General features: G+C 66.1%; 12 protein-coding genes and 1 pseudogene. 8 read left to right on the forward strand and 5 right to left on the reverse strand.

Going from position 1 to position 12989, the window contains the following annotated elements; all coding sequences use genetic code 11:
* Positions 1-81: 81 nt before the first annotated feature.
* Both CYFUS_RS38770 and CYFUS_RS38775 read right to left on the reverse strand, forming a co-directional pair.
* Positions 82-648 carry a GNAT family N-acetyltransferase gene (locus CYFUS_RS38770; protein WP_157758907.1) on the reverse strand — a complete coding sequence of 189 codons (567 nt, stop codon included), beginning with the start codon at positions 646-648 and terminating at the stop codon, positions 82-84.
* A gap of 171 nt (positions 649-819) precedes the next feature.
* Positions 820-1905: an isopenicillin N synthase family dioxygenase gene (locus CYFUS_RS38775; RefSeq protein WP_095989783.1), complete on the reverse strand. Its 1086-nt coding sequence runs from the start codon at positions 1903-1905 to the stop codon at positions 820-822.
* A 48-nt stretch (positions 1906-1953) separates the two neighbouring features.
* On the opposite strand from CYFUS_RS38775, the gene CYFUS_RS38780 reads away from it, so the two are divergent.
* Positions 1954-3798: a M4 family metallopeptidase gene (locus CYFUS_RS38780; protein WP_095989784.1), complete on the forward strand. Its 1845-nt coding sequence runs from the start codon at positions 1954-1956 to the stop codon at positions 3796-3798.
* Positions 3799-3857: 59 nt separating this feature from the next.
* Here the strand turns inward: CYFUS_RS38780 and CYFUS_RS38785 are convergent, their stop codons facing one another.
* A complete protein-coding gene (locus tag CYFUS_RS38785; protein WP_157758908.1) occupies positions 3858-4316 on the reverse strand; it encodes a hypothetical protein in 459 nt (152 codons plus the stop codon).
* Between the two features lie 836 nt (positions 4317-5152).
* On the opposite strand from CYFUS_RS38785, the gene CYFUS_RS38795 reads away from it, so the two are divergent.
* On the forward strand, positions 5153-7315 hold the full coding sequence (locus CYFUS_RS38795; protein ID WP_232537062.1) for an FG-GAP-like repeat-containing protein: 2163 nt from the start codon (positions 5153-5155) through the stop codon (positions 7313-7315).
* Positions 7316-7396: 81 nt separating this feature from the next.
* Positions 7397-7528 (forward strand): GNAT family N-acetyltransferase, encoded by a 132-nt coding sequence (locus CYFUS_RS54410; RefSeq protein WP_332468317.1) that lies wholly within the window; start codon positions 7397-7399, stop codon positions 7526-7528.
* A 109-nt stretch (positions 7529-7637) separates the two neighbouring features.
* Here CYFUS_RS54410 and CYFUS_RS38805 read toward each other — a convergent pair whose 3' ends face one another.
* Positions 7638-8300, reverse strand: coding sequence for a glutathione S-transferase family protein (locus CYFUS_RS38805; RefSeq protein ID WP_095989787.1), 663 nt, complete (start codon positions 8298-8300; stop codon positions 7638-7640).
* Positions 8301-9062: 762 nt separating this feature from the next.
* Here CYFUS_RS38805 and CYFUS_RS51280 point away from each other — a divergent pair.
* The 5 genes and pseudogenes from CYFUS_RS51280 to CYFUS_RS38830 all read left to right on the forward strand — a co-directional run.
* Positions 9063-9287 carry a hypothetical protein gene (locus tag CYFUS_RS51280; protein ID WP_157758909.1) on the forward strand — a complete coding sequence of 75 codons (225 nt, stop codon included), beginning with the start codon at positions 9063-9065 and terminating at the stop codon, positions 9285-9287.
* A 595-nt stretch (positions 9288-9882) separates the two neighbouring features.
* On the forward strand, positions 9883-10617 hold the full coding sequence (locus CYFUS_RS51285; RefSeq protein ID WP_157758910.1) for a hypothetical protein: 735 nt from the start codon (positions 9883-9885) through the stop codon (positions 10615-10617).
* A 3-nt stretch (positions 10618-10620) separates the two neighbouring features.
* Entirely contained in the window at positions 10621-11253 is a 633-nt protein-coding gene (locus CYFUS_RS38825) for an ankyrin repeat domain-containing protein (protein ID WP_095989791.1), read from the forward strand.
* Complete coding sequence (locus CYFUS_RS54140; protein WP_269770290.1) at positions 11189-11455, forward strand: DUF5953 family protein; 267 nt, start codon at positions 11189-11191, stop codon at positions 11453-11455. The genes CYFUS_RS38825 and CYFUS_RS54140 overlap by 65 nt, the downstream gene beginning before the upstream one ends.
* A gap of 11 nt (positions 11456-11466) precedes the next feature.
* Positions 11467-11790: pseudogene (locus CYFUS_RS38830) on the forward strand (integrase core domain-containing protein); the annotation flags it as partial.
* A 767-nt stretch (positions 11791-12557) separates the two neighbouring features.
* Here CYFUS_RS38830 and CYFUS_RS38840 read toward each other — a convergent pair.
* Positions 12558-12983, reverse strand: coding sequence for a VOC family protein (locus CYFUS_RS38840; protein ID WP_095989793.1), 426 nt, complete (start codon positions 12981-12983; stop codon positions 12558-12560).
* Positions 12984-12989 lie beyond the last annotated feature (6 nt).

The raw sequence follows: 12989 nt of genomic DNA on the forward strand, positions 1-12989 counted from the left end.
GGCCGCGTGACGCCAGTGCCGATTCAACGCGGCGTGAACCTGGCTCTTCTCGGGGTATTACACTTTACGCCGCCCCCTGCCCTACTCCGACTCTTCATGGAGGCGAGCCCCCGTTGGTTCTCTCCACATGCCAGGGTAGGAAGGCGCACCGCGTCCCAATCGCAGGTGAGAGACAACCTTGAAGCCGAAGTGCTGGTAGCGGGCAGTGTTCTCCGGAGTGGTGCTCTCCAGGTAGGCCCCCACGCCTTCCCGGTCACAGCGCTCGAGCACGGGCCGCAACAGCGCGGAGGCATATCCTCGCCTCTGGTGCTCGGGTTCCACGCCGAGCAACGCCAGGTAGTAGTGGGGCCGGGGGAGATGATGCTTCTCCATCTGTCTCAACCCGCGCAGGGTGCGCACCACCTTGCCCAGGCCGACGCAGCGGACAATGGTGGATGACGCCCGAAGCTGCTCGCGCAGCCCCTGCTTCCACCGGCCCGGGGGAACCCAGAGCGCGGTCCCCGCACGGTCCTCGGTGGTCAATACCTCTCCATGAGGCAGGGTGAACTCGCGCAGGGTGATCTCGAAGTACATCTCCAGAGCCCGCACACGCCGCTCGTCCTCGCGCAGGAACCAGCGGAGGATCGGGTCCCGATCGAACGATCGCACCAGCGTCCGGACGAGGTGGGGTATGTCGTCGTGGGTCGCACGGCGGACAGGGGGAGTGGGACTGAGCATGGCCCGTAGACTACCCGTCCGCCGGCCCGGGTAGGTTTTGCTCGGCTCACAGCCGTTCTCGGCCAGGGAGCGCTCCACACGCGCTCCTGAAGCCAGCACTCGCTAGGACTCGGAGTTCGAGAGGACCTCGGAGCGCAGGTCTGGGAAGACCTTGCCCACCTTGCCGAGCAGGTAGTCGCCGTAGGTGCCACGAAAGGCGTGGACGCTCTGCCCGTCCCAGCGCTCGCTGGAGTCCTCGGCGGTGGCGACGCCACGAAGGGCCGGGGCCTCGAGGGGATGGACCTCGGCGGTCCAGCCGGGGTCGAAGAAGAAGGGCAGCGACAAGCGGTCGCGCCCGGAGCGGTTGAGCACCCGGTGCGGCGTGGAGCGGTACACGCCACGGGTCATGCGGTCGAGCATGTCACCGATGTTGCAGACGAACGAGCCGGGGATGGGTGGCGCGTCCACCCAGCGCACCTCGCCGCCCATGCGGGACTTCACCTGGAGGCCACCGGCCTCGTCCTGCTTGAGGATGGTGAGCACGCCATAGTCCGTGTGCTCCCCAACGCCCCAGGCGGGCTGTCCGTCCCCGGCGGTGTCAGGTCCAGGCGGGTAGTTGAAGATGCGGAAGAGCACGAGCGGATCGGCCATGGCCCCCGTGGCGAAGTACTCCTCCTCGAGGCCAAGGCTGAGCGCGATGCCACCCATGAGCGAGTGGCCGAGGCGGGTGAGCGCGGCCAGGTAGTCGAGCACGGCCTCGCGCAGACCGGACGGTTCACTCGGGAAGAGGTTGGGGCCATGGAGGGGCGTGCCGGCCCGGACGAGCGGATGGTCGGAGCCGAGCTCGGTCCCGAGATAGAGGCCCTCCTTGCGGTCGGGACGACCCGAGGTCAGCTCACCTCCCACGGGGAAGTAGCCCCGCCAGGCGGACCCGCCAAGCGCCATGCGGATGGCCATCTTCTCTTCCACGGGCAGCGCGAAGAAGCGGCGGCTCAATGCCTCCAGGCGCGTCTGGAGGGCCTCGTCGACGCCGTGACCGACGACGTAGAAAAAGCCGCTCTCCCGACAGGCGGCACCGAGCCGTTCCGCGACGGCTCGGCGCGCGGCGGCACCCGACGACGCGTCCACGAGCGCGCGAACATCGATGACAGGGACTTCAGTGAATCCATTGAAAGGAGTTCCTTCCCGAATACTACCAATCTCAGTCATACTCTCCCGCCCCGCGGCATCCCGCCGCGCATCAAGAGGAAACACTGTATGCGGACCCGGATGCTCGCGGCATGCTTGTCACTCACTCTCTCGGCCTGTGGGACGGATCCGTCGGAGTCTCCCCCCCGTCAAGAGCGCGGCCTCGACTCCACCGGGGATATCCAGACCGCGCTCGCGGCGCTTTCCTCCGCCGAGGTCGTGGGCTCGTACGACGATGGCGTTCCCTTCATGATCAAGGGCCGGCTGGGCGCCGCCCAGGGCCTCGCCGCGGGCGCGTCGTTGTCGGACATCGCCGCGGTGTTCCGCCTGCGCGCCTCCGACCTGGTGCGGACGCGCTCTCACCGGGACGAGCAGGGCCACACCCATACCCGCTATGGCCAGATGAAGAACGGACTGCCCGTGGTGGGCGGGGAGCTCATCCTCCACCAGGACTCCAATGGCCTCATCTACGCGGCCAATGGCTCGGCGCGTGACGGAGAGCAGGCTCCCTCCAAGCCCCTCATCGCCAGCGACGCCGCCAGGCTCGCCGCCCTGAACACCACCCCGGGCCGTCACCTCGAGGCCGAGGGCGAGCCGCGTCTGGTGTACGTGCGCTCCAGCCAGGACGACAAGTTGAAGCTGGTCTACGAGGTGGTGGTGACGGGCGAGGGCGAGACACTGCCCATCCGTGACCATGTGTTCGTCAACGCGGTGAGCGGAGCCGTCGAGCAACGCGGCTCGGACATCCACACGGCGCTCAATCGCAACGTCTCCTCGAGCAAGACCAACGACCCCATCGTGCGCGGGGAGGGAGACTCACCCACGGGCGACGTGGTCTTGGATACGACCTACGACAACCTGGGCGAGACCTACAACTGCTACAAGATCCTGTTCAACCGCGACTCGTACGACAACGCGGGCGCGCAAATGAAGGCCAAGGTCCACTACGGCACCAACTACGTCAACGCCTCCTGGGACGGCAACCAGATCCTGTTCGGCGATGGCGACGGCGTGAGGTCCCTGCCGCTCGGTCTGGACAAGGACATGACCACGCACGAGTTCACCCACGCGGTGACCCAGTACGAGTCCAACCTCGTCTACTCGCGCGAGACCGGAGGACTCAACGAGTCCCTGTCCGACATCTTCGCCAGCGTTTGCCAGAGCTGGGCCTCGGGCTCCTGGTCCTCGGACCCGGACATCTACAAGATCGGCGAGGACGTCTGGACGCCGGGGACCGAGGGGGATGCGATCCGCTACATGGACGACCCGGCCAAGGACGGCGCCTCGATCGACTACTGGTCCAGCGGCGTGGGTGTCGTCGACGTGCACTACACCTCGGGCATCGGCAACCTGGCCTATGCGCTCTTGTCCAAGGGAGGCACGCACCCGCGCGGCAAGAGCACCACGGTGGTGACGGGCATTGGCGTGGAGAAGGCCGGCCGCATCTTCTACAAGGCCAACACGGACTACTTCACGATGTACACCCTCTACGCCCAGGCGAAGACATACACCGAACAGGCCGCGGCGGCGCTCGGCTACACCTCGGCCGAGATCGCCTCCGTGACGGCGGCCTGGCAGGCGGTGGGCGTGGGCGTCGCACCGCCCGCTCTCGCGCTGAGCAATGGCGTGGCGATGACGGGCCTGGGCGCCGCCACGGGCGGCGCGCTGTACTTCTACCTGGACGTTCCAGCCAACAAGGCCTCCTCGTTCGTCATGAGCGGTGGCACAGGTAACGCGAACCTGTACGTGAAGGCTGGCGCCATGCCGACCACGACCGACTATGACTGCCGTCCGAACAAGAGCGGCAACGCCGAGACATGCGGCATCGCGGCGAAGACCGCGGCCACCCGCCTCTACGTGATGCTGCACGCCTCCAGCACCTTCTCGGGTGTCTCGCTCAAGGGCACCTATTAGCCCCGAGCACTGACTCCGACGTGAAGCGAGGGCACTTGGAGTCTAGGCGAAAGTCGAGCTTAGTCCCCTCGCACCTCGAAGCCGGAGGTGACGTTGCCAGCGTCGGTCTGGAGGAAGGACAGCTCCGACCCGTTCTTCGTGACGAAGATGTCGAAGTGCGCGGTGACTCCGAGGTTGTCGATGACCGTCATGGTGCCGCGACAGTCGGGCTCGAGGGTGTAGGTGCCAGAGTAGGTAAGGCGAAAGAGCTCGCCCTGGACGTTGACGGTCACCGCACCGGTCAAGGTCCCGTCCCCTTGGAAGAAATCATGACCGGCCTGTGAGAAGGGGACCCGCTCGGTCCCACTCAAGGTGTACCCATCGCTCGCATAGGCGTAGTTGCCCTTCAGCGTGCGCGGCTTGCACTGTGAATTCGTCGCAGGCTCCACCGCCAGAGTCTCACCAGAGGCCTCGTGTGCAAGTCCCAGAAGACCGGCCGCGAGGACACTCCCCATGACGTACCATTGGAATCGATTCATGCATCCCTCCCTGGTTTCGGGCCATCATGGCCCGATGCACTGCTGACGAAGGATGGGTACAACCCGGGTTTTCTCAAACCGGACCCGGGTAGGCCTTGGCCGTGGAATGATGGACTGCCAGGTACGGCCGCGAGCCTCCCTCGGCCTCGGGGTCATCTTTCTCGTCACGACGGGCTCGGGCGAGGACTTACTGCTCAACCGATTGAGGGAGTGGGACTGTATTCCAAGCGCTACCTCAAGGCCAATACGGTGAAGACGCGGACCTATTCCCTCTTCAGGCAAGGCTGCGAATACTACCAGGCCATTCCCATGATGCCGGAAGACAGGCTTCTGCCCCTGATGGTTCGATAACACGGCACCCATCCCGCCTATACGCCGCAATGTCATCTACCTCTGTCGACAGGCGCAGCTCGAGCTGACGCCGGAGGACCTCACGCGTATCGAGAACTGGATTGCCGGGGGGTGATGGCGCCAAAGGTCTCGGAGGATGTGCACCCCCAGTGAACGCCCGGACGCGCCCCAGGAAGCGCTTGGTGGCGTCGCACTCCCGCCAAGCCTCGGAGTTGGGCCCGAAGCACTACGGGAACTCAAGGTCTTGAGAGCAGGCCTGTCCACGTTTCAACCCATCCAAGCACATCCTTTTTTGGCATCAACAACGTCGAGTATCTGACAGGCTGGCCATCGAGGCGTGACTCATTCCAGTCCAGATGCATCAACCCGGTGAACGGGTACCTTGTATTGACGACCTGACGCTTCTCCATCAGGGCCGGTGCTGCGCGAGGCACCCCACGCGTATAACGCGTATACAAGACAAGAATAGAGGACTAGACCCAGACATGCGCTACCTCAAAAGCTCTCTCTCCTACCTTACGATCCCGACTCTCTCCGCCCTGCTCCTCGCTGGCTGCACCAGCACTGAACCCTCCGAGGCCGACAGCCACGAAGGCGACGAGACCGTGGGCGAGAGCCATGACGCGCTCCCCGCCGAGCAGTGCAACTACTTCGATGTCAACGGGCATGTCCATATCTGCCACAAGACCAGCTCGACGATTCATCCCTACACGATCGTCCGTGTTAGCGAGCAGGCGTGTATCAACGCGCACAGCGCTCACGACGGCGACTACGTCACCAGCCTCGACCCGACCTCGACGCTCTACGACCCGACGTGCAGCGGCCAGGGCTGCCTGTCCGTGAACGCGCCGTGCGACGCCACGGTCCCCTGCTGCGACGGCCTCACGTGCCAGAGCGGCACCTGCGCCGACGTCAACGAGTGCGCCGCCGGTACCGACAACTGCAACGAAAACGCCACCTGCACCAACACCGTGGGCTCCTTCACCTGCGCCTGCAACGCGGGGTACGAGGGCGACGGCGTGACCTGCACCAACATCGACGAGTGCGCCGCAAGCCCGTGCCTGAATGGTGGCACCTGCATCGACGGCATCAATAGCTACACGTGCGAGTGCGCTCCCGGCTTCACCGGCACCAACTGCGAGACCAACATCGACGAATGCGCCGCAAGCCCGTGCCTGAACGGCGGCACCTGCACCGACGGCATCAATAGCTACACGTGCGCGTGCGCTCCCGGCTTCACCGGCACCAACTGCGAGACCAACATCGACGAATGCGCCGCAAGCCCGTGCCTGAACGGCGGCACCTGCACCGACGGCATCAATAGCTACACGTGCGCGTGCGCTCCCACCTACGAGGGGACCAACTGCCAGGCTTGCTCCGGCACCCTCGGGGACTGCAACGGGAACTCGTCCGACGGCTGCGAGGTGAATCTCCAGAGCGACGCCGATAGCTGCGGCGCCTGCGGCATCGTGTGCGCGACGGGCCAGCTCTGCTCGAACGGCACCTGTCAGGCCGCGCCCACCGGCCAGGTCCCCGGCACGCCGGTCAGCTCCCCCGCGAACCACAACCCGCTGGCCCCGGCGGTCGCCGATGTGAATGGCGACGGCAAGCTCGACATCCTGGTGGCCAACGCCGAATCCGGATCGATCCTGACCCCCTCCGGCTCGCTCTCCGTGTTCCTGGGGAACGGCGACGCCAGCGTCCAGTCGGAGGTCAACTACGGGAGCGCCTCACTCTCCAGCAACGCGGTCGTGGCCGTGGACGTGGACGGCGACGGGTGGCTCGACGCCGTCACCGTCAACGGCCAGACCAACCTGCTCCTCAACAACGGAAACATCAGCGTCTACAAGAACCTGGGCCCGAGCGCGCCCGGGACCTTCGGCGCGCCGACGAGCTTCACCACCGGCACCCCGGGCTCCGTCCACCTCTGCACCGGGGACTTCGATCACGACGGGGTGGCTGACATCGCCACGACAAGCGTGACCCTGAGCCAGGTGAGCGTGCTCTTCGGCACCGGCGCGGGCAGCTTCGGCGCGCCCACGCTCATCGGCATCCCGAACACCGGCGGCGTGCAGTCGACGATCGCCTGCCGTGACCTGAACAGCGATGGCTTCTCCGATCTCGTGGTGACGAGCCCCGCCAGCGCACGCCTGTCGATCCTCATCAACCAGGGCAACGGCTCGTTCGCCGCACCAGTCTCCTACACCAACGCCGTCGGCGGCCAGACGGCGGGCATCGCCTTCGGCGACGCCAACGGCGACGGCACGCTCGACATCCTCTCGAACGGCGCGGCCGGCCGGTACCTCTTCTTCTTCAAAGGGAACGGCAACGGCACCTTCGCGAGCGGCGTTCAGTCCGCCGCCGCGACCACTACGGCCACCAACTCGGCGCTGGGCGTCGTGGCCGATGACTTCAACGGCGATGGCAAGCTCGACGCCTACATCCTCGTTACAACGGCCTCGGGCGGCGTCCGCCCGATGACCGGCAACGGCAACGGAGGCTTCACCTCGGGCACCGTCGTCACGACCGGCGCCTCGCCTGGCCTCAACGCCATCGCCACCGCGGACATGGACGCGGACGGGTACGCCGATCTCATCCTGACCAACAGGGGATCCGGCACCGTGACCGTGGTCCCCAACGGACTCTGAGTAGCCCGGCGGGGGCAGACGGAGCTGCGCCGCGGGGGCGACCTTGGCCGCGTCGCGGCGCACCGTGAGCACCGCGATGCGATGACCCGCGCCCGGGCCCGTGGCTGCGGGATGATGCAACTCACCACCGACAAGCGCCGCACCGACGCCCACCGTTTCTACACACGGCTGGGCTTCGAGGCGAGCCACGAAGGCATGAAGCGCGCGCTTTGAGCCCGCGCTTCCATGCGTGTCCTCCTGCTCGGTCTCGCCCTGCTCCCTCTCGAGCTGAAGACGCGCTGCACCTCGCGCACTTCCCGCGAACTGCTCCGCGAAATCCTGGCTAGCGAGTACTGCCGGGCGGTGCGCCCAATCGCTGCTCGTAGGCGTCGAGCGTGCGTTGCCAGGCGGGTCGGGCCTCGCACCGCTGCTGGTAGGCCCGCACGCGTGGGTAGCGGGCGAGCACGTCACTGCCACGCACCTCGCGCAGCACGGTGGTCATCAGGACGTCCGCCACGGTGAAGTCCTCACCGACGAGGTACGGGCGAGCCGACAGCCACTCCTCGAGCCCGCCCAGCGCGCGGTCCGCCCACTTCACGAGCCCGGGGCGGCGCGCCTGCTCGGAGGGGTCGCCGGCGCTGAACAGATCGATCATCGCGATCTGGAAGAGCGGGGGCTCGACGGTGTTGAGCGCGGCGAAGCACCAGCGCGTCACCTGGGCGCGGCCCTGGAGATCCGAGGGGATGAGGCGGCCCGACTTCTCCGCCAGGTAGAGCAGGATCGCGCCCGTCTCCGTGAGCACGAAGCCGTCGTCCTCGAGCACCGGAATCTGGGCGAACGGGGTCAGCCGCCGGTACGCCTCGGAGTTCAGCTCGCCCGCGGAGTGGTCGAGGCCGCGCACCTGATAGGGCAGGCCGCACTCCTCCAACATCCACAGCGGGCGCAGGTCGCGCGTGACGCCAATGACCTTCGCGTGGACACATCCAAAAGCATAGAGCGTGAGCATCCGGGTGCTTCCTCCTCGTGAGGGCGGAACCCTCCCATACGGCGGGCGGACGAGGAAGCAGTTGTCGAGCGGGCCAGCCCCAGTGAGACAAGGAAGATGGGATTGGGTGGTCTCCGCACCGAAAAACCAGACGTCCTGTCTGGGAAAGGGAGAGCACCGTGGGTCGCATTGACAACCGTACCACCCGGCAGACGCCGTCCCAGACGCCGCGTCCCGTGTCAACGCCCCGCCCCGTGGCTTCCGAGGCCCCGCTCTAACGAATGGCTTTACATGTCCGGCTGGCACGTCCAGGCGTACTCCTCGGAGTAGCGGTGACACTTGTAATGGAGACCGCAATCATTGGGGACGGCCGGGTCACAGGATTTCCTGCAGTACTTCATCCGGCAAATGAAGCCCTCGGGGCATGCAGGCGAGTGCTCCTCACCACAACGGATGAGACACGTCCCCCAGGCTTCGCGCGGGTGGTCGTAGACATTCCACATGGAGCACTTCTGGCCATCAGGGCAGGGCGTCTCCTGGCAGTTCTGGCCATACACCTGCGCGCACACCGACACTCCCTCATCGAGGTCGGGCCGAATGCAGTGCTGGCCCTCGGGACACGCACGGCCCTCACACGTTGGCAGGCAGGAAGGCCCATCCAGGCCCTCGCGACAGAAGAAGCCCTCCGGACAGCTCCCAGGCTCGTCCATCCGGCACGGCCGGCCGCACCGGTAGTTCTGGCACATGAGGCCCCGTTCACATGACGCTTCACGTGAATCGGACATGTCCAAGCAGGGCTCCCCTTCCTTGCGCACACCCACCAGCGTGCATTGGCGGAGCCGAGGCCCCCCCTTCACCGTTTCCATCGTGCGGCACACCATGTCCTCGGTGCAGTGTTCGTCCGTCATGCACCGGCTGTCGGTGCAGTACGTCCACATCGAGCGCGCATTGAAGAAGCACGCGAGCGGTGGCTCGCAGTCCTCGCGGCCCGAGCAGGGGCGCTCGTAGGACATCAAGCTCTGACGCGCTCCAGGCGACAGCATCGGGACGAGCGGCGCTTCAGGAGCCGGACGCAATCCCCTCAGCATGGCTGTATGGATGGCCCAGGCCAACGGCAGGAGGAGAAGAAGGGCCAGCAGGGGGGCCAGAGTCATGCGCCAACGCATCACGGGCCGGCCCTGAACTGACACGCATGAGGGCAATCATCCCGCTCCCACCGAGCCGCAATCGCACATGTCCTCTTCCACTCCGCCTCGCTCAAGGAGCAGTCGTGCCGGTGCAGTTCCTCAGCCAGGTCCTTCGACATCGCCCGGTCGATGGTGCCGCCTTCCCTCCATGTCTCCGGGCACCCGTTCCCACCGCCATCAACACCGTGAACGCAAACACCCTTCGCCAGCTCATGTGTCCTTCTCCCGGGAGCGGCACTCGTCCCACTCGCCGACAACATAGCTCTTCGTCACTCCGGCACGGTGAGGCCGCCGGACTTCGCTGGAAGCACTACGATCCGGACGCTGACGGCTTCGGCGGCAAAAGAAAACCCCGGGTCGCCTGATGGCGCCCGGGGCTCTTGCTACATCCAGTGGAGGCAGCGGGAATCGAACCCGTGAGCAAGGCGATAGAAAACCCTAAGCAGGACGCGCTGTTACCCGCTATCGCCTTGATTCTCCTCGGGTTCGTCATCCCGTCCCGTCCCACCCCGTGCCCTCGCGTTCCACCCCTTTCCCCGCTGGCGGGGCACACTGTCTACCCCTCCAGCACCGCTGGGCCAGAGATCGACCGCCGCCCGGAGTGGCTCGACGCTCAGCGGGAGTACGAGGCGCGACTGCTGGACGTAGCGGAGGAGTCACGGCGGCTCATGGAGGTATTTGAGCGTCAGGAAGCAGAGGAGGTCGTGCCGGACTTTGATTCGGATCCGGTTGCGGCAGTCAAGGCTCCCACCTCTTGGCGGACTGCGACCAATCCGGCGACGGGCAAGCCCTACACCAGTGTGGAGGAATATGACCGGATTCCTCGCCATGCGAATCAGACCTGCAAGAACAGTCTGCTCGACACACTTCAGGCGGAGAAGGATAAGCTCAGCGCGTCAGTTCCCCCCTTCAATCCGAAGGCGCCCAACTCAAAACAGATGGATAAGGCGCCGTGCTCTGCCATCCGGCTGCGTATCGAAGCTCTGAAGAAAATTGTAGATAAGCGATGGGAAATTCAGAAAAAATGCTTTGGAGGAAAGCCCGATGAGGGCCACAAGAAAATAATGCTCCAACTCGAACGGGCAGTCACAAAGGCCGAGAAGCTCGAAAAGGAGAATTGCGCTCCGGGTCATCCGATGGCGGATAAATAAATTATGTCGCAAGAACTCATCGCAGCGATCAAGAGGCACGATACGGTCCAGGTCAGGGCGCTGCTGGCCGGAGGGGCCGATCCAAACGAGCCGCAGTCGAAGTGGCCGGGGTTGCGTCCGTTGCAGGTGGCTATCAACGAGCTCTCCGATGGAGGCGAATTCGACGTGGTCCTGGCGCTCATCGAGCACGGCGCGGACGTCAACGCCTGGGACGTCGAGCGGGATATGACTCCCTTGTTGATAGCCGTCTGCGAAAACGAGCTGGCGGCAGTTGAAGCGCTCCTGAAGGCGGGGGCTGAGCCCAACGTGTGCAGCAGCGAGGGGGACACGCCGCTGCGGGCATGCGTAGAGAGGGGCAATGTGGGCATGGCCACTCTTCTCCTGGCCGCCGGGGCGACTCGGACGATCAACGACTGGGGCGGGCTGACCGGATATACCGCGCTCGGGCACGCGGCACGTCGGCTGGACCTTCCGATGATCAAGCTGCTTCTCGACGCGGGCGCCGATCCGAGGGCCCCGGACGAGGACGGTCGACCCGCCCACTACCGTCTGCCGCCGCGCGCTGAATCCGATTCACAGACGTGGGACGCCGCGTTCGAGCTGCTCGGAGGAGCGAAGGACCGCATGCCGTTGTAGAACGGAGGTCGCGCGCCTCGGGCTCACGGGCGCGCAGTTCGACCTGGACAACCCCGTGCACTTGAACCCGCTCCAACGGGCCTACGAGCGCTTGCCGGAGATCGGCGGGCGCGCAGCCTCTTGCGGTTCGGCACGGCTGGCGGTGGCGGTGCTCAGGGCCCCTCCTGCTGGTTCACCGGGAACTCGACGTTCCCGAGGGTGACGGTGCGAGGCCCGGCGTCTACGTTGCACCACTCGGACCGGGGCAGCCAGTACGCCAGCACCGACTACCAGCAGGCACTGGCTGCTCGGGGCATCCAATGCAGCATGTCGCGCAAGGGCAACTGCTGGGACAACGCCGTGGTGGAGAGTTTCTTCAACAGCTTGAAGCAGGAACTCGTCTACACCACCGCCTTCGCCACGCACGAGCAGGCTCGGCTGGCCCTCTTCGAATACATCGAGGTCTTCTACAACCGCCAGCGGCGGCACTCTTCGCTGGGCTACGTCAGTCCAGTGGATTTTGAGCTTGCGGCCTTACCGCAAAAGTTGGCATCTTAATCCTACTGTCCACGTAATCGGGGCAAGCCCACTCAAGCGGGGACGGAGGCGGGCCCACAGAAGGAGAGCCTCTGCTTGGCCGCGACGGTGGAGGAGCCGAGGAATCAGAGGACGGCGCGGGTGATTGGGCCGGGCTGCTCCGCAGGACGTTCGCACTGGACGTGTTCGCCTGTCCGCGGTGTGGAGGCAGGCGAAAGGTGCTGGCGTATGTGACGGCCCCCGCTGGGATGCGCTCGATATTGGAGCACCTGGGACTGCCCACGCAGGCTCTGAAGCGGGCCCCGGCCCGGGGACCACCCCAGCAGGCGCGGTGCTGAACCTGGCGCAGCCGCTGTCAATACGCCCCAACTCCCTGCCTCTCTCCTCAGCGAGGGCGGCCAGGGCAGGGGTGTGCCCCAAGGGGTTGTACCGTCCCGTGTACCGGCGCGGCGCTCGGCCTTGCTGGCCCCGGCTGCGGCCCTTCTCGGCCCCTCCGCTCCAGCCCTCACCCTCTACATGGCTTCTATCCCGCCTATACGCCGCGAGGCAGTTCCAGCACGTGGGGGCCTTCTACTCGGACGGGAACGCGAACGGGCTCCTGGACGCGGACGATCTCGTCCTGCATGCAGGCCCCGAGGCGCTCCATCTCTCGCGCCTGGGAGAAGGAGCGTTCGACGGAGAGGTGGCCATCTTGCGCCCGGAACGCAGCCGCCCGCGGGGACGCTGACGCGAATGGGCGCACCTCGGGTGCGTATGGCCCGCGAGATAGGACCCCGCCGGGGTCCGATTCACGGCCCGATGCCGCGCGTGTTTTGCAGCACCACGCGCCAGCCGTCGGGATCCTCCACGGTGACGCCCTGCCGGGCCCAGTAGGGATTCTCGGGCTCGACGGGCGGGTAGCCCATGGCCGAGAGCCGCGCGACGAGCGCATCGCGCGCGACCGCATCCGGCACGTAGAGGACGAGCAGGTTGTCGCGTGTGGGGGCCGGGCACGGGCTGCCCGACGCGTGCCGGGTGAATTCCAGGTGCACGCCATACCCGGGGAGCCCGATGAACACGCCGTCGTAACCGGCGTGGCCCTCGAAGCCGCCGAGATGCCTCAAGCCGAGCCCCTCGACGTAGAAGCGCACGAGCTCCTCCAACTTGTCGGTGGGGCGGGCGATGCGCACCTGCGTGACGGGAAGTCCCTCGGGCCAGGTCTCGGGGTTGTCCATGGGGCG

Origin of the sequence: Cystobacter fuscus, assembly GCF_002305875.1 — a bacterium.
Classification (GTDB): Bacteria; Myxococcota; Myxococcia; order Myxococcales; family Myxococcaceae; genus Cystobacter; species Cystobacter fuscus_A.

Excerpts from the sequence above, each read along its gene's own strand:
- CYFUS_RS38785 (WP_157758908.1), bottom strand. The coding sequence starts at position 4,316 with ATGAATCGATTCCAATGGTACGTCATGGGGAGTGTCCTCGCGGCCGGT.
- CYFUS_RS54410 (WP_332468317.1), top strand. The coding sequence starts at position 7,397 with ATGACCCGCGCCCGGGCCCGTGGCTGCGGGATGATGCAACTCACCACC.
- CYFUS_RS38805 (WP_095989787.1), bottom strand. The coding sequence starts at position 8,300 with ATGCTCACGCTCTATGCTTTTGGATGTGTCCACGCGAAGGTCATTGGC.
- CYFUS_RS38775 (WP_095989783.1), bottom strand. The coding sequence starts at position 1,905 with ATGACTGAGATTGGTAGTATTCGGGAAGGAACTCCTTTCAATGGATTC.
- CYFUS_RS38840 (WP_095989793.1), bottom strand. The coding sequence starts at position 12,983 with ATGGACAACCCCGAGACCTGGCCCGAGGGACTTCCCGTCACGCAGGTG.
- CYFUS_RS38795 (WP_232537062.1), top strand. The coding sequence starts at position 5,153 with ATGCGCTACCTCAAAAGCTCTCTCTCCTACCTTACGATCCCGACTCTC.
- CYFUS_RS38780 (WP_095989784.1), top strand. The coding sequence starts at position 1,954 with ATGCGGACCCGGATGCTCGCGGCATGCTTGTCACTCACTCTCTCGGCC.
- CYFUS_RS38825 (WP_095989791.1), top strand. The coding sequence starts at position 10,621 with ATGTCGCAAGAACTCATCGCAGCGATCAAGAGGCACGATACGGTCCAG.
- CYFUS_RS51280 (WP_157758909.1), top strand. The coding sequence starts at position 9,063 with ATGTCCAAGCAGGGCTCCCCTTCCTTGCGCACACCCACCAGCGTGCAT.